The organism is Thioalkalivibrio denitrificans, assembly GCF_002000365.1.
Classification (GTDB): domain Bacteria; phylum Pseudomonadota; class Gammaproteobacteria; order Ectothiorhodospirales; family Ectothiorhodospiraceae; genus Thioalkalivibrio_A; species Thioalkalivibrio_A denitrificans.
Genome location: NZ_MVBK01000057.1, coordinates 37,047 through 53,054, shown reverse-complemented (window position 1 = coordinate 53,054; position 16,008 = coordinate 37,047). Strand labels below are relative to the sequence as shown.

General features: G+C 65.1%; 18 protein-coding genes. 8 read left to right on the top strand and 10 right to left on the bottom strand.

Features of this window, described 5'->3' with window-relative positions:
• The first annotated feature begins 24 nt into the window (after positions 1-24).
• From B1C78_RS09985 to B1C78_RS09965, 5 genes are all read left to right on the top strand, one after another.
• Positions 25-777 carry a 4Fe-4S dicluster domain-containing protein gene (locus B1C78_RS09985; protein ID WP_342745159.1) on the top strand — a complete coding sequence of 251 codons (753 nt, stop codon included), beginning with the start codon at positions 25-27 and terminating at the stop codon, positions 775-777.
• A 17-nt stretch (positions 778-794) separates the two neighbouring features.
• On the top strand, positions 795-1,997 hold the full coding sequence (gene nrfD / locus B1C78_RS09980; RefSeq protein WP_077279014.1) for an NrfD/PsrC family molybdoenzyme membrane anchor subunit: 1,203 nt from the start codon (positions 795-797) through the stop codon (positions 1,995-1,997).
• Between the two features lie 113 nt (positions 1,998-2,110).
• On the top strand, positions 2,111-2,836 hold the full coding sequence (locus B1C78_RS09975; RefSeq protein WP_077279013.1) for a TorD/DmsD family molecular chaperone: 726 nt from the start codon (positions 2,111-2,113) through the stop codon (positions 2,834-2,836).
• Positions 2,820-3,023 (top strand): hypothetical protein, encoded by a 204-nt coding sequence (locus B1C78_RS09970; protein ID WP_077279012.1) that lies wholly within the window; start codon positions 2,820-2,822, stop codon positions 3,021-3,023. Before B1C78_RS09975 ends, B1C78_RS09970 begins: the two co-directional genes overlap by 17 nt.
• A complete protein-coding gene (locus tag B1C78_RS09965) occupies positions 3,020-3,502 on the top strand; it encodes an FKBP-type peptidyl-prolyl cis-trans isomerase (RefSeq protein WP_077279011.1) in 483 nt (160 codons plus the stop codon). Before B1C78_RS09970 ends, B1C78_RS09965 begins: the two co-directional genes overlap by 4 nt.
• A gap of 207 nt (positions 3,503-3,709) precedes the next feature.
• Here the strand turns inward: B1C78_RS09965 and B1C78_RS09960 are convergent, their stop codons facing one another.
• From B1C78_RS09960 to B1C78_RS09935, 6 genes are all read right to left on the bottom strand, one after another.
• On the bottom strand, positions 3,710-4,633 hold the full coding sequence (locus B1C78_RS09960; protein ID WP_077279010.1) for a sulfurtransferase: 924 nt from the start codon (positions 4,631-4,633) through the stop codon (positions 3,710-3,712).
• A 256-nt stretch (positions 4,634-4,889) separates the two neighbouring features.
• Positions 4,890-5,714, bottom strand: a complete 825-nt coding sequence (locus B1C78_RS09955) for a universal stress protein (RefSeq protein WP_077279044.1) — start codon at positions 5,712-5,714, stop codon at positions 4,890-4,892.
• Between the two features lie 22 nt (positions 5,715-5,736).
• Positions 5,737-6,825, bottom strand: a complete 1,089-nt coding sequence (gene arsB, locus B1C78_RS09950; RefSeq protein WP_077279043.1) for an ACR3 family arsenite efflux transporter — start codon at positions 6,823-6,825, stop codon at positions 5,737-5,739.
• 40 nt (positions 6,826-6,865) lie between these two features.
• On the bottom strand, positions 6,866-7,348 hold the full coding sequence (locus B1C78_RS09945; protein ID WP_077279009.1) for an arsenate reductase ArsC: 483 nt from the start codon (positions 7,346-7,348) through the stop codon (positions 6,866-6,868).
• A 4-nt stretch (positions 7,349-7,352) separates the two neighbouring features.
• Positions 7,353-7,721, bottom strand: a complete 369-nt coding sequence (locus tag B1C78_RS09940) for an ArsR/SmtB family transcription factor (protein WP_077279008.1) — start codon at positions 7,719-7,721, stop codon at positions 7,353-7,355.
• Positions 7,722-7,994: 273 nt separating this feature from the next.
• Positions 7,995-8,597 (bottom strand): histidine phosphatase family protein, encoded by a 603-nt coding sequence (locus B1C78_RS09935; protein ID WP_342745158.1) that lies wholly within the window; start codon positions 8,595-8,597, stop codon positions 7,995-7,997.
• 143 nt (positions 8,598-8,740) lie between these two features.
• Between B1C78_RS09935 and mobB the strand changes: the two genes are divergently transcribed.
• The 3 genes from mobB (at position 8,741) to B1C78_RS09920 (ending at position 10,990) form a co-directional block, all read left to right on the top strand.
• Positions 8,741-9,298 carry a molybdopterin-guanine dinucleotide biosynthesis protein B gene (gene mobB, locus B1C78_RS09930; protein WP_077279007.1) on the top strand — a complete coding sequence of 186 codons (558 nt, stop codon included), beginning with the start codon at positions 8,741-8,743 and terminating at the stop codon, positions 9,296-9,298.
• Complete coding sequence (moeA, locus tag B1C78_RS09925; RefSeq protein ID WP_245795391.1) at positions 9,295-10,554, top strand: molybdopterin molybdotransferase MoeA; 1,260 nt, start codon at positions 9,295-9,297, stop codon at positions 10,552-10,554. The genes mobB and moeA overlap by 4 nt, the downstream gene beginning before the upstream one ends.
• 184 nt (positions 10,555-10,738) lie before the next feature.
• Positions 10,739-10,990 (top strand): hypothetical protein, encoded by a 252-nt coding sequence (locus B1C78_RS09920; protein WP_077279005.1) that lies wholly within the window; start codon positions 10,739-10,741, stop codon positions 10,988-10,990.
• A 142-nt stretch (positions 10,991-11,132) separates the two neighbouring features.
• Here the strand turns inward: B1C78_RS09920 and B1C78_RS09915 are convergent, their stop codons facing one another.
• From B1C78_RS09915 to sauS, 4 genes are all read right to left on the bottom strand, one after another.
• A complete protein-coding gene (locus tag B1C78_RS09915) occupies positions 11,133-11,909 on the bottom strand; it encodes an alpha/beta fold hydrolase (protein ID WP_175628277.1) in 777 nt (258 codons plus the stop codon).
• 51 nt (positions 11,910-11,960) lie between these two features.
• On the bottom strand, positions 11,961-12,761 hold the full coding sequence (locus B1C78_RS09910) for a universal stress protein (RefSeq protein WP_175628276.1): 801 nt from the start codon (positions 12,759-12,761) through the stop codon (positions 11,961-11,963).
• A gap of 100 nt (positions 12,762-12,861) precedes the next feature.
• Complete coding sequence (locus tag B1C78_RS09905) at positions 12,862-14,433, bottom strand: AMP-binding protein (protein ID WP_077279002.1); 1,572 nt, start codon at positions 14,431-14,433, stop codon at positions 12,862-12,864.
• Between the two features lie 55 nt (positions 14,434-14,488).
• Complete coding sequence (sauS, locus tag B1C78_RS09900; protein WP_077279001.1) at positions 14,489-15,928, bottom strand: acylating sulfoacetaldehyde dehydrogenase; 1,440 nt, start codon at positions 15,926-15,928, stop codon at positions 14,489-14,491.
• Between the last annotated feature and the right edge of the window lie 80 nt (positions 15,929-16,008).

Sequence of the window (16,008 nt, the reverse complement as noted above, 5' to 3'; positions counted from 1 at the left end):
GGACTGTCGAGGAGAGATTGAGCTATGGCTAAGTGGGGAATGGTTATTGACCTGGACAAGTGCACGGGCTGTCAGGCCTGCACCACGGCGTGCGGCATGGAGAACAACACCCTCCCGGGTGAGAACTGGCAGGACGTGCTCTTTTACAGCGAAGGCGAGTATCCGAGCGGCCAGATGAAGTGGCTGCCACGCCCCTGCATGCAATGCGAGGACCCTTCCTGCGTGCACGTGTGCCCGACACGCGCCACCTACAAGGACATGAACGCCGGCGGCATCGTGTTCGTGGACTGGAACAAGTGTATCGGCTGCAAGTACTGCATGATCGCCTGTCCGTACGGGGTGCGTTTCTACGCCGACGAGAAGCCGCTGGTGGAGCCTGACCTGAAGAACATCTTCCCCGGCGAGAACGGCCAGCTCTGGAGCCCGCCCTACCAGGGCCCGGACGAGGACTGGCGGCGGGGCATCGGCGTCCAACCCAAGGGCGTGGTCTCCAAGTGCACCTTCTGCTACCACCGGGTCAGCAAGGCACCCGAAGGCGTTGCCGACCTGGACGAGGACGACCCGGAACTCGTGGAGTTCGTGCCGGCCTGCGTGCGCACCTGCCCGCCGAAGGCGCGCTACTTCGGCGATCTGGACAACCCGCAGAGCAACGTCAACCGGCTCATCGGCAACAAGCGCGGCGTGCGGCTCCGGGACGAGACCGGCAACCGCCCGCAGGTCTATTACCTGGGCGCCGGCGCCGGCGTTCCCGCATTCCAGCGCCGTGAGCGCTCCTGACAGGGGGAGAGACGATCATGAACGACGGTAACGTGATGAAAGGCGGCGCCGGCACGGGGCTGCTGGTGATTTCCCTGCTGGTGATGGTGGCCAGCTTCGGCTACGCGGCTTCGAGCCTTGCCACCCATGGCCACGCGGCCTTCAATGCCTCTTCCAACGTGCCCTGGGGCCAGCCCATTTCCACCTATCTGTACTTCGCCCTCGCCTCGTCGGGGCTCGGCCTGCTGGCGGCGATCCCGCTGGTCTTCCGGGTCAAGGCCTACTACCCCATCGCCAAGCGCTGCATATTCCTGGCGTTCATCGTGCTCGTTTCGGGCATGGCGGTGCTGGCCATGGAGCTCGGCCACACCTTCCGCATGCTCTGGGCGATTCCGTTCGGCATGCAGGTCCAGTCGGCCATGTTCTGGATGGGTGTGCTCTACCTGCTGGACCTGCTCTTCCTGATGTGGAAGTTCCAGCGCCTGGAGGGCAAGGACTGGGACAGCAAGGCCGCCAGGCAGATCGGCATCGCCTCCTTCCTGGGCGTGCTGCTGGCCAGCGGCAACCTGGCGCTGATCTTCGGCATGATGAGCATGCGCCCGTTCTGGTTCGACGGCTCGCTGCCCATCTATTTCTACCTGACCGGCATTGCCAGCGGCATGGCCGCCCTGGTCTTCTACACGTACCTGGCCTACGGCTTCAAACGCGAGGCCATGCCGGAGCCGCTGCAGCGGCTGCTGACGGGCAACCTCCCGGTGCTCTTCGCGGCACTGCTCGGCGTCACCCTGCTGTTCGTCCTGGTACGCATGGTCACGGGACTCTACAGCAACATGCCGGAGGTCAGCCTGGTGTGGTCCGACTACATCCTGGCCTCGCCGGTCTATCACCTGTCGCTGTGGGGCGGACTGCTTCTGCCCTTCCTGCTGCTGCTCTCGCCGAATCTGCGGGTGCAGTCCGGCGTCCAGGTGCTGTGCTCGGTGCTGGTGTTCGCGGGGCTGTTCGCCGAACGCTACTTCTTCGTGGTGGGCGGCCAGGTGATCCCGCTGTTCAAGGGGACCTGGGCCTGGGACATCATTCATTACACACCTTCGGCGGCGGAATGGAGTCTCACCTTCATGGGCGCGGCGATGATCTTCGTCCTCTACGTGTTGGGTGAGAAGTATTTCAACCTCTCCGACAGCCCGGTCACCACCGCCGCGCCCGAGACCTCCCGGGCGGCGACGGCCGGGGCGGGTGCATAGCTCAGCATGCTTCACGGTTCCGACGATCGGGCGGAATTGAGGGGCCGGGGTATGCCCCCGGCCCCTCCCTTGTCCGTACCCCTTTATGCCGGTATCCATTCACGGAGAGGAACATGGTGAACCCCGAAAATCAGGATCGTCGCATTCCCGATCCTTCCGAGATCGAGGCCCGCGCCGAACTCCATCTCTGCCTGGGCCACGCGTTTCTCCCCCCCATGGAGGTCGAGACCGAGGAGGCAATGGTGGGCACCCTGCCCCAGGACCTGGAGGCCCTGAACGACCACCTCGACTTCACCGAACGGGGTAATCCCGCCCTGTTCGCCGACGAGGCCCTGGCGGCCTCCCTGCGCCCGGGGGGACTGAAGCGCCTCTACAGCCGTCTCTTTCTCGCCCCGCCCTTCCCGGCCGCCATCAACGCCGGCATTCACCTGGACGGGGCCCTGATGGGCAGGAGCGTGGCCGCCATCGAGGATTTCTACCTGCGCCATGGCCTGGAGAAGGACAAGGCGTTCAAGGACCTTCCCGACCACCTGGCCCTGCAGCTTCAGTTCGTCGGCTTTCTGTTGAGCCGGGCCGCCGAGGCGTTGCGCGGCGGTGATTCCGAAGCGGCCGCGGCCCTGGTGCGGGAAACGGCTGCCTTCGAGTTCCACTATGTGGGCGCCTGGTTGCCGCAGTTCATCGACAGGATGCGTCAGGCGGAAAGCGAGTACGGCTTGCCCGCCCCCTACCGTCATCTGGCGGGCATGACCCTGGACGCGGTTCGCAGCGATCTCGAGGCCTGGACCCGCTGGCCCGGCCCCGCCATCGCCGAGGAGACTCCTCATGCCGCAGCCGGTTGACCAGGTGGCCTGCCGGCGTTGCGGCGCCGAATTCATGCCTGCCGCCGATATCGCCGCCATGGCCGAGACATTGGCCCGGCGCGGCCTGACCACCGACCATCTCGCCCTGTGCCCCGCCTGCCGCGCGTACGAGATGGGCCTGACACCGATGAGCCCGCGGCTGCCGGACAGCGTCCGCCGTCAATGAAGACTCAGAAGGACACCGTGGTCCGCGCGCAATACCGACTGACCACGGAGAGCGATACCGGAACCCCCGGAGAAGAACACGAGGGAGCCATGGTCTATCTCCACGGCTACGGGCAAATCCTGGAAACACTGGAGAGGACCCTGGAGGATGCCCGGCCGGGCGATATCCGCGCCGTCACCGTGCCCCCGGAGGCGGGTTATGGCCAACGCGATCCCAGATTGGTTTTCACGGCGCCTCGCACAAACCTCCCCGAGGGCACGCTCAGGGAGGGCATGATGCTGAGCACCACGGAACGCGACGGTGACGGACGCCGTTTCCCGCTGCGCATCGTGGAACTCACCGAGGACGGTGCCGTGGTGGACGGCAACCACCCCCTTGCCGGCATGACCCTTCACTTCGAGATCACCGTCCGGGAAGTCCGGCCGGCGACTGCGGAAGAGATCCGGCAGCGTCGGGTCATCGAAGGCGGGGCGCCTTAGGCCGCGAGGAGGGACGACCTCAACCACGTCACAGGATCTCTCGCCAAGACACGAAGCACGCAAAGAAACCCTGTGATTCACATCAGTGGTAGGTTGGGGTGAGCGACGCGAACCCCAACGTGCCGGGGCATCCCGATCACCCTTGTTGGGGTTCGCCTTGCTCACCCCAACCTACATAACCTGAATGCGGCGGGACGGACTCCACGGTCATGGAAAATGGGCGGGATCCAGCGGCTCCGGCCCCTCCACCACGGGCAATGAGAGTTCATTGCCCCACTGGGCCCATCCGCCGTTCATGACCCGAACGTCCTCATATCCCAAGGCCTTGAGCTGCATGTAGGCCAGGGTGGAGCGGTAACCGTCGTGACAGTAGGCGTAGATGGTGCTTTCCCGCGGAATCTCCCGGTACATACGCCCCACGTCGGGCATGCCATGCCAGGTCTGGGCGATGCCGTCGGTGGCGTCCAGGCTGACGATGTTGATCGCCCCGGGAATGTGGCCGCCGCGCACCGCGCCGTTGATCACCTCTCCCGTGTATTGTGGCACCGGGCGCAGATCCAGCAGCACCACGGAAGGGTCGCGGCGCGAGTAGACACGGTCATAGACCTCCGTCCACTCGACGATCAGCTCACTGCGGGGTTCGGACAGCGTCACCGTCCCAGGTGTCACCTGCGGGGCCTCCGTGGACATGGGATTGAAGGCCTCCCACTCGATCGTGCCGCCCTCCATGACTTTGACGCGCTCCATGTCGAAGCCGAACAGCGCCATCAGGAAATACAGGCGCGACGCCAGCGCGGTGCGCGAATCATCGTAGATGACCACCAGCGAATCGTCGTTCACACCCCAGGAACGCAGTGTAGCCTCGAAGGCCTCGCGGCCGGGAAAGCGACCGATGGGGGTTTCATGGTCGTGCAGGTCCTTGAAGCGCTGCACCTGTTGCGCGCCGGGAATGTGGCCCACGGTGTAGTAGCGATGGGGATAATAGCGCACCTCGAGCAGGACCAGGTTCGGGTCGTCATGGCGCGCCTCGAGCCACTCGGCGTCCACCAGGAAATCGGGGCGATCTGCCAGGGCCGGATGCGCCATCAGGACCAGCAGGAGCAGGACAGGACTCAAACACTTCAAGAACATGCGCTATACCTCTGAAAGCAGGGACAGGGAGCGTGTCAGAAAAAGCCATCCCCACGTGAAGAGTGGAATAAGGGACGAACCCCAGAGGGCGTCGGCCAGGAAAGGCCCGGGCTGTTGGGGTTCGCGTTGTTCACCCCGGCCTGCAGCACGACATCACCGCGACCGTTCCGCAAACCGGGCACGCATCGGGCGTCCGATGAGCGGGCCCGCGTGGCAATATGACAATCTACCCGTTTCGTCCGTGCCGATCCTTGCCTCAGGTCATATCCGGCACCAGCAGCACGAGTCTGCGGGCGTTGCGGCACACTGCCTCCGCGGTATTGCCCAGCAGCAGGTCCACCATGGGATTGTGGCCGCGCTTGCCGACAATGATGAGATCGGCAGCCCGCTCCTCCGCCACCCGGGCGATCTCCTCCGCGGGCCTGCCCTTGCCGGGCAGCAGGGTCTCGAATGCCCCCGCGGGCACCCGTTCGGCCAGTTCGGCCACATGGGCCTGTATGCGCGCCTGCTCGTCGTCGTGTCCGGAGTGCTCGGCCCACCGTCCCACCGACACGACAAGACCCGGCTGGCAGAGAGACAGCAGATCCAGGAACGCGGCCTCGGCACCGGCTGCGGCGGCGGATCCGTCGGTCGCCAGCAGCGGCCGGCACACGCGCGTACCGGGCAACACCACGGATTCATCGGTGGGGGCCAGCAACAGCGGCCGGTCAGCCTGGCGGGCCAGATCCAGCACGGTACTGCCAAGCAGCAGATCCCGCAGTATGCGATGGCCGTGGCTGCCTGCCAGAATCACACCGGCCTCCCGTTCACGCGCCGCGCGCCTGAGCTCGGCCGCCACCAGCCCTACACAGACCTCGGTCTCCACTTCGAAGTCTCGTTCACGCAATGACTCCGCGACCTGATCGAGGCGCTGCTGATAGTGATCGCGGTGAGTTAATTCCGGTGCCTGCGTGTAACCGGAGGCGATCACGTGCACCAGCGTCAGCCTGCGACAACCCAGGACCCTCAACCGGTCAAGCTGTGCCTTGAGGCGTTCCCAACTCGGAGAAAAGTCCACGGCCACCAGGATATGTTCAAACATGCTCGGCTCCCGGTTCATATGCTCATCCCGGCTGGGGCGCCTCGTGCGCGGGAAACCAGTGCCGCGTGCGGTTGGCGATGCGCACCAGCGCCAGCATCAGGGGCACCTCCACCAGCACGCCCACCACCGTGGCCAGTGCCGCACCCGACTGCAGACCGAACATGGCAATCGCCGCCGCCACCGCCAGTTCGAAGAAGTTGCTGGCACCGATCATGGCGCCCGGCGCTGCCACCGCATGACGTACCTTCCAGGCCTTTGCCCAACGGTAGGCAATATAGAAGATCAGGAAGGTCTGGATGGTGAGCGGCACCGAGATCAGCAGGATGTGCAGCGGGTTGTTCAGGATGGTCTCGCCCTGGAAGGCGAACAACAGCACGAGGGTGACCAGGAGGCCGATGGGTGTGACCGGCGCCAGGCGCTTCAGAAACACGTTGTCGAACCACTCGACGCCCTTGCGCCGGATGAGTACCACCCGCGTCAGGTATCCGGCCGAGAACGGGATGACGATGTACAGCAGGACGGACAACGCCACCGTGTCCCAGGGCACCACGATGTTCGACATGCCCAGCAGCAGCACCACGATGGGCGCGAAGGCAAACAACATGATGATGTCGTTCACCGCCACCTGCACAAGGGTGTAGGCGGCATCGCCGCGCGTCAGGTAGCTCCACACGAACACCATGGCAGTACAGGGCGCGGCCCCGAGCAGAATGGCGCCCGCCAGGTATTCGCGGCCCAGGTCCTCGGGGATCCATGGCGAGAACACCACCATGAGGAAGAACCAGGCGATGACGAACATGGTGAAGGGCTTGATCAGCCAGTTGACCGTGGTGGTGACCGCCAGCCCCTTCGGTTCCCGGCGCACGCCCAGGATGGCGGAGAAGTCGATCTGCACCATCATGGGATAGATCATGGCCCAGATGAGGATCGCCACCGGGATGGACACCGAGGCATATTCCCAGCGCGCCAGGGTCTCGGGAACCACGGGCAGGAACTGTCCGAGCGTCACCCCGGCGATGATGCACAGGGCCACCCACACGGTCAGGTAGCGCTCGAAGAAACCCATGCCCTGGGCCGGGAAGATCTCGCTGTCCTCTTGCATGGCTGTCATGGGCGGATGGCCGGGAACCGATGGGCGGCAGTTGATGCGCTCATGCGTCCCCCAGCCCACCGATGCGGTCCAGTTCCGGTTTCAGGTGTTGCGGGTCCCCCTCAAGTGCATCCAGAGGCTGCTCCAGCAAAGCCTCGATGCGCCGGCGCAGGATCCGATAAGCCTGTTCGAAAGCCGCCTCGATCTCGGCCTCGCTGCCCGTGGCCTTGGCGGGATCCTCGACGCCCCAGTGGGCACGGGTCGCCGAGGCCAGATAGGCGGGGCAGGTCTCCCCGGCGGCACTTCCGCATACGGTGATCACCACGTCGGGGGTCTCGGGGAGATCATCCCAGGACTTGCTGTGCAGGCCTTCCGTGGAGACACCCTCCCGTTGCAGCAGGGCCAGACTGCGGGGATGGACGAAACCGGTCGGCCGGCTGCCGGCACTCATGGCCCGCCATCCCGGCGGCGCCAGGTGGTTGAACACCGCCTCGGCCAGGATCGAGCGACACGAATTGCCCGTGCAGAGAAACAGAACATTCATGGCTTCAGGACTCGCGGGTATGAGGGGATCGGGTCGGGGTCACGTCCTGGCAGCCGGACAGTGCGGGGACGTCGATGCATTGCTCCGGATGACCGGCGCAGCACTCTTCGGTGAGGTAGGCCACCAGGTCGAGCATCGCCGGAAGGTTTGCCCGGTAGCGCTGGAATCGCCCTTCCTGCGTCACGGTCAGCAGACCGGCACGGGTCAGGGTCTTGAGATGGAAGGACAGATTGGTCGGCGGCACATCGAGGGTCGTGGCGATGTCACCCGCCACCATGCCCTCCGGACCCTGGCGCACCAGCAACCGAAAGATGTCCAGGCGCACCGGCGAGGACAGGGACTCGAGCATCCCGATGGCTGCTGTCTGATCCATGTTTCAATGCTACAAGAAGTATTGAACTGATGTCCAGTATTGCAGCAGCAGGAAAGCGGTGACGGTGGCCCGGGAAGAATCGGTGCGCGAATCAACGCAAATGGAGAATCAAAAGCCTTAACGCGAAGGGCGCGAAGGTATGCGCAAAGGACGCGAGGACAATCTCGTTTCAAAATACCCCTTGCGTCCTTCGCGCATACCTTCGCGCCCTTCGCGGTTAGCTTTGCAGACCATCAGGTTGGGTTGATTCGCGTTCATTCGCGGACTATCGAATCAATAATACGACTCCAGTGGGATCTCACCCACCACGTCGAATCCGCCGGTACCGTCGGGCTGAAGGATCACCAGGCTGCCCGCCTCCACGTTCTGGAAGGTGAGCATGTTGATGTTCGGGCGGTGGGTGACCATGAACAGGTTGCCGGGGCCGCGGAAATCGCCGATGCGGTCACGCACGTCTTCCAGCAGGAAATCCACCTCGTCGGCTGGCAAAACATTAAGCAGGTTAAGGGCGTTCCACGTCTCGGCCCCGCCGAAGACCAGTTCCGCCGTCTCCGTGGTACGGCAGAACTCGCCGGTCAGGGCTTCCGCCACCTGCACCCCGTGCTGCCGGATGGCGTCCGCCAGGGCCCGCGCCTGCGCCCTCCCCTCCTCGGAGAGATTCTGTTCCTCACTGCAATCCCCGTGGGCCAGATGCAGGGACCGTTCCGGTTCCGCCTCCTCGGACTCGGTGTGGCGTACCATCACCACCTTGCCGCCCTCGGCCAGGGCCGCCCACAGGGAGTCCTTGGCAAAGGCCGGAGTCGTGGCCAGACCCATGACCAACATGCCCGCAAGCGCGACAGTCACCAAGAGGGGCGTCGTCCGCATCTGTGTCATCCGCATCTTCGTTCTCCTCTGAGGTCGTGTGTCGACGGGAGGCTGTATCAGGTGCCATTCTTATGGATATCCTTATGGAAACTCATGATATCAATCAATCGGACCGGATTCGTCTCCCGGCACCCAGTCGAGACCACAACGCCATGAAACCTGCCCCCGTCCGATGGACGCGCCCCATCCTTGGCTTCGCCGCATGGAGCGGCACCGGCAAGACCACCCTCCTGACGCAATTGATCCCCATGCTGCGCGCACACGGGCTGCGCATCGCCATGGTCAAGCACGCCCACCACGATTTCGACGTGGACAAGCCCGGCAAGGACAGCTACGAATTGCGCAAGTCGGGCGCCAGCCAGATGCTCATTGCATCGAGCCGCCGCATGGCGCTCATGACGGAGTTCGAGCCGCCAGGCGAACCGCGACTGGCCGACCTGCTCAGGCAACTGGTTCCGGAACGTGCCGACCTGGTGCTGGTGGAGGGGTTCAAGGGTGAGCGCTTCCCCAAGATCGAACTGCATCGCCCGGGCCTCGGCAAGCCGCTGATGTTTCCGGACGATCCTGACATCATCGCCGTAGCCAGCGACGCGCCGCTGCCCGTTCCCTGCGACAGGTCGCTCCTGGATCTCAACGACGCCGAGGCGATCTGCGCCTTTGTTCTACAATGGCAGCGCGAATCCGCCAGAGACGACAACCACACACCATGAGCCGCAAACAGCCCGCCACCTGCATGGACGAATTCGACCCGCACGCCCGGACCGTGGAGCAGGCGCTGGCGCACATCCGCGCGCTGACGCAGCCGCTTCGGGGCATGGAACGCGTCTTCCTGCGGGACGCGCTGGACCGGGTGCTCGCCCGGGACGTGCCTGCGCGCATGGACGTGCCGCCGGAACGCAACGCGGCCATGGACGGTTATGCCTTCGCCGGGCGTGATCTGGGCGCCGGGGGCGAAACGCGCCTGAGGCTCGCGGGGCAATCCCTGGCGGGACACCCGTTCACGGGCACCCTCGGCCCCGGGGAATGCGTGCGCATCATGACCGGCGCCGTGGTGCCCGAGGGCGCCGACTCGGTGATCATGCAGGAACGGGTGGAGGTCCGGGGCGAAACGGTCGTCCTGCCCGCCGGTACCGGACAGGGCGAGAACGTGCGCCTGCCGGGGCAGGACGTGCGCCGCGGCGACGTGGTCCTGGCCACCGGGCGGCGCATCAACGCCGCCGACGTGGGCCTGCTGGCCTCCCAGGGGATCGCCGAGGTGGACGTGGTGCGCCGGCCGGTGGTGGCCTACTTCTCCACGGGAGACGAACTGTGCGGTGTGGGTCAGCCCCTGGCACCCGGCCAGATCTACGACAGCAACCGGCACACCCTCTACGCCCTGTTGCGCCGCATGAACGTGGAGATTCGCGACATGGGCGTCATCCCCGACGAACCCGAGGCCATCGTGGCGGCGTTCACCGAGGCCCGCAACACCGCGGACATGGTGATCACCACCGGCGGGGTGTCCGTGGGCGACGCCGACTACGTCAAGCAGACCCTGGAGCAGCTCGGGCGCATCGATTTCTGGAAGATCGCCATGAAACCCGGCCGGCCGCTGGCCTTCGGTCGCCTGGGGGATGCCCTGTTCTTCGGCCTGCCCGGCAATCCGGTGTCCACCATGGCCACGTTCATCCTTTTCGTGCGCCCGGCACTGCAGCGCCTCATGGGCATGGAGCCCCAGGCGCCGCTCACCCTCCGGGCACGCTGCCTCAACCGCCTGCGCAAGGTACCCGGGCGCACGGACTACCAGCGCGGCATCCTGTCCCAGGATGAGACCGGGCGGCCCGTGGTCTCCACCACCGGGCTGCAGGGCTCCCATGTGCTCAGCTCCATGAGCCGGGCCAACGCCTTCATCGTCATCCCGCGGGAGGCGGGGGATGTGGAGGAAGGTGCCGAGGTGGACGTGATGCCGCTGGAGGGACTCCTTTAGCCCGGACTCAACCCCCTCGAATCCGGGCTCTCTTCCTGATTTCTTTTCAATATGTTAGGGACGCGACTTCAAGTTATATCGGCCCAGGGGGACGCCAGCCCCACATGTTGCGGCAGTGCAGCATTTCCGGTATACTGCAGCGCAACAAGCGAGATATCGCGTTTCATTTCTGGAGATTCCGGCCATGTCCCTGAGCTTTCGTATCACCACCCGCAACGCGTCCGAGGCGCGTGACCAGGCCGCACAGCTGGCATGGGCGGCTGCTCAGGAACCGATGCAGGTCAGCGCCGAGGGCGACGAGGTGGTGATCGATGTGCATCACCCCCTGGCGGTGTTGCTGGCCGGTACGGCGCGCCTGGTCTGCTGCGGGTTCGGCCGCGCGTCCCGGCTGCTCTGCCCGGAGAGGGCGGACGACTGCAAGCCTCACGGCGTCTGACCGCCGCCCGCCGGTCGGGTCGTAGGTCGGGCTTCAGCCCGACAGAGGTGCCTGTCGAGGCCGCCCGCGTCGGGCTGAAGCCCGACCTACAGAGATCCAGCACCCCAGCTCACTTCAATTCTGCGCGGCCACCGACTACGCGCTAGAAAGACACACTCATCAGGTGGTCACGCACGATCTCCGACACTTCTCCGACCGCCTTGAAGTGGGCGTCATGCCCCACCCCTTCGATCACGTGCAGGACGCCTCCCAGCTGGGCTGCACCGGCACGCACCCGGGGCAGGAAACCATCCAGGGCGCCCGCGTAGTGACAGGACATCGGCACGCCTCGGCGTGGCGGCAGCGCCGGCCATTCCCGCAGGGCCAGTGACACGGCAGCCAGCGCGCGGGCATCGTTGTCCTGTTCAAAACGCCTGCGAAACACCTGCACGCCGGGTCCTTCCTCGGCCCCGTCCGGGGTGAGTACCCGCCAGAATGCCCCCCAGTCACCCCGGGCCAGCGCCGCGGCCCGGGCCTCCAGGTAATCGGGGCCGTCGTCGTCATCCGGACCGGGGGGGCCTGCGCCGCCGACGATCAGCGAGGCGATACGCTCAGGGGCATGGGCGAGCATCGCCCACGCATTGCGCCCCCCCATGGAGTAGCCCCAGACATGGGCCCGCCCGATGCCCAGCGCATCCAGCACCGCGGTGAAATCCGCGACCCGCCCTGCAGACACGTAGGCGTCCGCCTCCCGGGGACAATCGCTCCCGCCATGACCCAGCGCGTCCACGGCCACGGCCATGAACCCCTCCGGCATCCGGCGGATATAGGGCAGCCAGCTCCGCCCCGAACCGCCGAACTCGTGGAGCAACAGCACGGGCACACCGGTGCCGTGCACTTGGTAACGTATGCGAAACCCTCGGGGGGAAACCGTCTGCATCTGGGGAATCATGCTACGGGAAAAGAAACGACGCGATGCCGCTGGCGCTGCCTATCTAACCACAAGCACCGCGCCGTCAAAATGGCCCACCACCCGCTCCGAGACACTGCCCACCATCAGGCGTGCCAGCCCCGTTCTTCCGTGACTGCCCACCACGATCAGGTCGGCGCCGTGCCGGTTGGCATAGGAGACGATCACCTGATCGGGGCGACCCCGTTCCACGGCGCAGTCGGCCAGCGTGTCGACATCGGCCAGCGCCGTCTTCGCCGCATCCGCCACACGACGGGCACCGGCGGCATCGGGATCGCCTTCCCTGCCGGTGACCACCGCAAGCACCCGCAGCGGAATCTTCAGTTCCTTCGCGAACCAGCCGGCGGTTGCCACGGCGCGCTCGCTGAACTCGGACCCGTCGGTGGCCACCACGATACCGTGCCACGGCACGGACGCACTCTTGGGGACCACCATCACCGGGCACGGAGCGTGGCCGATGACCTTGGCGGTGTTGTCGCCCATCATAAGGCGACTGAGATCACTGCGGTCCCGGCGACCCATGATGATGAGGTCCGCGCCGGTCTCGCCGGCGCGTTCCACGATGACCTGAAACGGGTTCGCGGCAGGTGACACCAGGGGCTGGCACTGGATGCCTTCACCGGCCATGCGCCGGCACAGTTCCGCCATGTGGTCCCGGGCATCCTTTACGGCGGCATGTTCGTCGCCCGGCACCATCAGCGGATAGCCGGTGTCCCCGATCACCGCCTGCAACGCAGACATGCCGGCACCACTTTGTTTGGCAAGCCACGCGGCCGCCGCCTCCGCGGCGCGGCTGTGACGCGTGCCGTCTGTTGCCAGCATGATCCTTTCCAGTCGTTCAAGAGGGGCAGCCATAGTTCACTCCATGCGGATCGCCGTACCGACACCCGGATTCATGCCGCGGGCACGGACGCCGTCCACGTCAGTCCTGGCTCATGTTCGAGGTTTCCGGCGGAGGCGTTGTGCGCAATTCCTCCAGCATATCCGGTATCTTGAGGCGCTGTATCTTGCCGGACGGGCCTTTTGGGACCCAGCGCACCACGCTGACCTGACGGGGCGCCTTGAAGCGGCCGAGCTTCTCAACGCAATAATCCTGCAGCGCCTGCTCGCTCAGTTCCACACCTTCGCTCGGCACGACACAGGCCATGATCTCCTGACCGTAGCGCTCGTCGGGTATGGCGTAGGCCGCGGCTTCCAGTACGCCCGTGTGCTGCAGCAGCACCTCGTCGATCTCGCGCGGCGCCACATTTTCCCCGCCCTTGATAATCAGTTCCTTGATGCGGCCGGTGATGAAGAAGTAATCATCCTCGTCCTGGAAACCCAGATCACCCGTGTAAAACCACCCGTCGCCCTTGAGCGCACCGGCCGTGGCTTCGGGGTTCTTGTAGTAACCGGACATGAGATTGTCGCCGCGCACCGCGAGCTCCCCCACCTCACCGCGGGGCAACTCGTTGCCGTTCTCGTCCACCACGCGTACCTCGTTGCCGTAGGGGATGCCCGGGGAGCCATACTTGCCGGTGGCCGGCGGCAGGGGATTCGAAAGGATCTGCGCCGCCGTCTCTGTGAGCCCCATGGTCTCGACGATGCGGATGCCGAAGGACTCCTCGAAGGCCTTGTGCATCTCCGGCGACAACGCCGACGATGCGCTGCGGCCGAAGCGCACCTGCCGGAAACCTTCGCCGTTCTTCACGTGCTCCGCCGTCTCCGACGCCTTGTCCAGCACATAGGCGATGATGGTGGGCACCACGCTGAACCAGGTACAGTGATAGCGCTCGATCCATTTCCAGAATGCGCTGGTGCTGTACTTGTACGGAATCACCAGGCTGCCGCCGCTGTACAGTGGAGCAATGACCGTGACGATCTCGCCGTTGATGTGATAGAGGGGCAGCACGCACAAGGCCCGATCCTCGGCCGTCAGCGCGTGCGCCTCCACCGTGTAGCGCCCGCCGGCGATTACGCTGCGGTGACTGAGCAGCGCGCCCTTGGGCAATCCCGTGGTGCCCGAGGTGTAGATGAGCAGCCCGATATCTTCGGGTTCAGGCGCTTCGCCACCTGCCTCGGCGGCAGCCTCCCATGGCCATTCGGGCCCCCGCTCCACGTGCGTGGGAATCCGTGTGATGTCCCGATCGATCCCCTGCATGATCGTACCGGCGCGCTCCCGATAGGTTTCCGTCACGAGCAGGACCCGGCTGTCCGAGTGATCCAGCACATAACGCAACTGGTCGTCGCCGGATACCGCGTTGAGCGGGACGATGACACGCCCGCTGGCCATGACACCCACGAACAGAATCGCGGACCAGAGTCCGTTCTCCATCAGGAAGGCGACCTTCTCGCCTCTTTCGATGCCGCCCGCCGACAACCTGCGGTCAATGTCCTCCACATGGGCCAGAAGCTGCGAGAAGCTGACGGTCTCGCCGGTCTCCGGACCGATCAGGAAGGTCTCGTTGCCGCGCTCCTTCGCCCATTTCTCGATGAGTGTCAGAATCGTGCTCATAACAGTGATCCGGTCACTTGATCCGCAGAACTCCGGCCCGCGCGCATCGTCCGCGTCATTCCGGCTCCAGGCCGTGCTTCTTCCAGTACGCTCCGAACAGGTCCTCCATGCTCGGTTCAACCGGAGGAATCGTTCGCGCAATGCGGGTGATGTTCATGTAATGACGGAAATTGAGGTTGTCGGAAATCGGGTTTCCGCCCCAGGTGCCGCAGCCCATGGACAGGGAGAACGGCAGCCCGTTGTCGAAGCTGCCGCCGGTGGCCACGGCATGGGCCTGGTTCACGATCACCCGGCACACGGGCATCTCCAGACCGAGCCGCATGACGTGTGCGTCGTCGCGGGTATGAATGCCGCAGGAGTGTCCCGCGCCCTGGTGCAGGAGGATTTCGTGCACCTTGTCGAATGCCGCGTCGAAATCGGCCACCCGGTAGATGGTCAGCACCGGCGAGAGTTTCTCGCTGGAGAAGGGGTATTCGGGCCCCGCCCCGCTCTCTTCCACCATGAGGATACGCGTATCGTCACGGTCGGCGCGCTCAATGCCCACGGCACGCGCGATCTCCGCGGCGCTCTTTGCCAGCAGCCGGCGGTTCAATGATCCCTGCTGCCAGAGGTTGTCCTGGAGCAGGGCCTTCTCTTCGGCATTGAGCAAGACACCCCCCTGTCCGGCCATCGCTTCAAGCATGGCGTCGTATACGGCATCGACAATGACCAGGCTGTTCTCGGAAGAACAGCTGGTGGCGTTGTCGAAGGTCTTTGAACGAGCGATCTTGGCCGCGGCATCGTGCAGGTCGGCACTGTCGTCGATGATGACCGGAACATTTCCTGTGCCCACGCCAATGGCCGGCGTGCCGCTCGCATAGGCGGAACGCACGTTGTTCTGCGAACCGGTGACCAATACGAGATCCACCTGGCGCATCAGTTCCAGGGTCATTTCCTTGCTGACCGGAGCGGGCAGGAACTGCACCAGGTCCCGGGGGGCTCCCACCCTGTCCAGTTCCTCATGCATGTACCCCACCAGCCGTGCACACACCTCGGCGCCCTTGGGCGACGGCGAGAGGATTACCGCATTGCGGCATTTGACCGCGTTGATGGCCTTGTTGGTCGGTGTCGCGGCGGGATTGGTCGAGGGCACCACCGCACCCACCACCCCCACGGGCCGGGCAATCTCCACCAGGCCCAGTTCGGGCAGTTCGCGGATCACTCCGACCGTGCGCTGTCCGTTGAGGTCGCGCAACAGACCCTTGGTCTTGCGCTCGTTCTTGATGATCTTGTCGCTGACGTTGCCGAGCCCCGTAACCTGCACCGCCAGTTCCGAGAGTTCGCGGTTGCGCTTCGGATGCATCAGCGCCCAGGCGAGTGCCGTCACGGCCTCGTCCACCCGTGCCTGATCGAAGCGCTCAAACACCTGCTGAGCCGCGCGGGCCCGGTCAACTATCCCGGTGACACGTGCTGCAGTCTCGTCGCTTGCCTGATCTTCGACCTGTTGTGAACCCATAAGCCTTGCTCTCTGCCAGGATCCCCACTGTCCGGGAAAGGATTCTGCTCCGGATAGGGAATCCCTTTAAGGACACCGGC

What these genes read in the sequence shown, in the direction of transcription:
- B1C78_RS09965 (WP_077279011.1), top strand. Translation starts at nt 3,020, where the DNA reads ATGAAGACTCAGAAGGACACCGTGGTCCGCGCGCAATACCGACTGACC.
- mobB (WP_077279007.1), top strand. Translation starts at nt 8,741, where the DNA reads ATGAAACCTGCCCCCGTCCGATGGACGCGCCCCATCCTTGGCTTCGCC.
- B1C78_RS09905 (WP_077279002.1), bottom strand. Translation starts at nt 14,433, where the DNA reads ATGAGCACGATTCTGACACTCATCGAGAAATGGGCGAAGGAGCGCGGC.
- B1C78_RS09940 (WP_077279008.1), bottom strand. Translation starts at nt 7,721, where the DNA reads ATGGATCAGACAGCAGCCATCGGGATGCTCGAGTCCCTGTCCTCGCCG.
- B1C78_RS09970 (WP_077279012.1), top strand. Translation starts at nt 2,820, where the DNA reads ATGCCGCAGCCGGTTGACCAGGTGGCCTGCCGGCGTTGCGGCGCCGAA.
- B1C78_RS09945 (WP_077279009.1), bottom strand. Translation starts at nt 7,348, where the DNA reads ATGAATGTTCTGTTTCTCTGCACGGGCAATTCGTGTCGCTCGATCCTG.
- B1C78_RS09955 (WP_077279044.1), bottom strand. Translation starts at nt 5,714, where the DNA reads ATGTTTGAACATATCCTGGTGGCCGTGGACTTTTCTCCGAGTTGGGAA.
- B1C78_RS09975 (WP_077279013.1), top strand. Translation starts at nt 2,111, where the DNA reads ATGGTGAACCCCGAAAATCAGGATCGTCGCATTCCCGATCCTTCCGAG.
- B1C78_RS09910 (WP_175628276.1), bottom strand. Translation starts at nt 12,761, where the DNA reads ATGCTGGCAACAGACGGCACGCGTCACAGCCGCGCCGCGGAGGCGGCG.
- arsB (WP_077279043.1), bottom strand. Translation starts at nt 6,825, where the DNA reads ATGACAGCCATGCAAGAGGACAGCGAGATCTTCCCGGCCCAGGGCATG.
- B1C78_RS09985 (WP_342745159.1), top strand. Translation starts at nt 25, where the DNA reads ATGGCTAAGTGGGGAATGGTTATTGACCTGGACAAGTGCACGGGCTGT.
- nrfD (WP_077279014.1), top strand. Translation starts at nt 795, where the DNA reads ATGAACGACGGTAACGTGATGAAAGGCGGCGCCGGCACGGGGCTGCTG.
- B1C78_RS09915 (WP_175628277.1), bottom strand. Translation starts at nt 11,909, where the DNA reads ATGCAGACGGTTTCCCCCCGAGGGTTTCGCATACGTTACCAAGTGCAC.
- moeA (WP_245795391.1), top strand. Translation starts at nt 9,295, where the DNA reads ATGAGCCGCAAACAGCCCGCCACCTGCATGGACGAATTCGACCCGCAC.
- B1C78_RS09920 (WP_077279005.1), top strand. Translation starts at nt 10,739, where the DNA reads ATGTCCCTGAGCTTTCGTATCACCACCCGCAACGCGTCCGAGGCGCGT.
- sauS (WP_077279001.1), bottom strand. Translation starts at nt 15,928, where the DNA reads ATGGGTTCACAACAGGTCGAAGATCAGGCAAGCGACGAGACTGCAGCA.
- B1C78_RS09960 (WP_077279010.1), bottom strand. Translation starts at nt 4,633, where the DNA reads ATGTTCTTGAAGTGTTTGAGTCCTGTCCTGCTCCTGCTGGTCCTGATG.
- B1C78_RS09935 (WP_342745158.1), bottom strand. Translation starts at nt 8,597, where the DNA reads ATGACACAGATGCGGACGACGCCCCTCTTGGTGACTGTCGCGCTTGCG.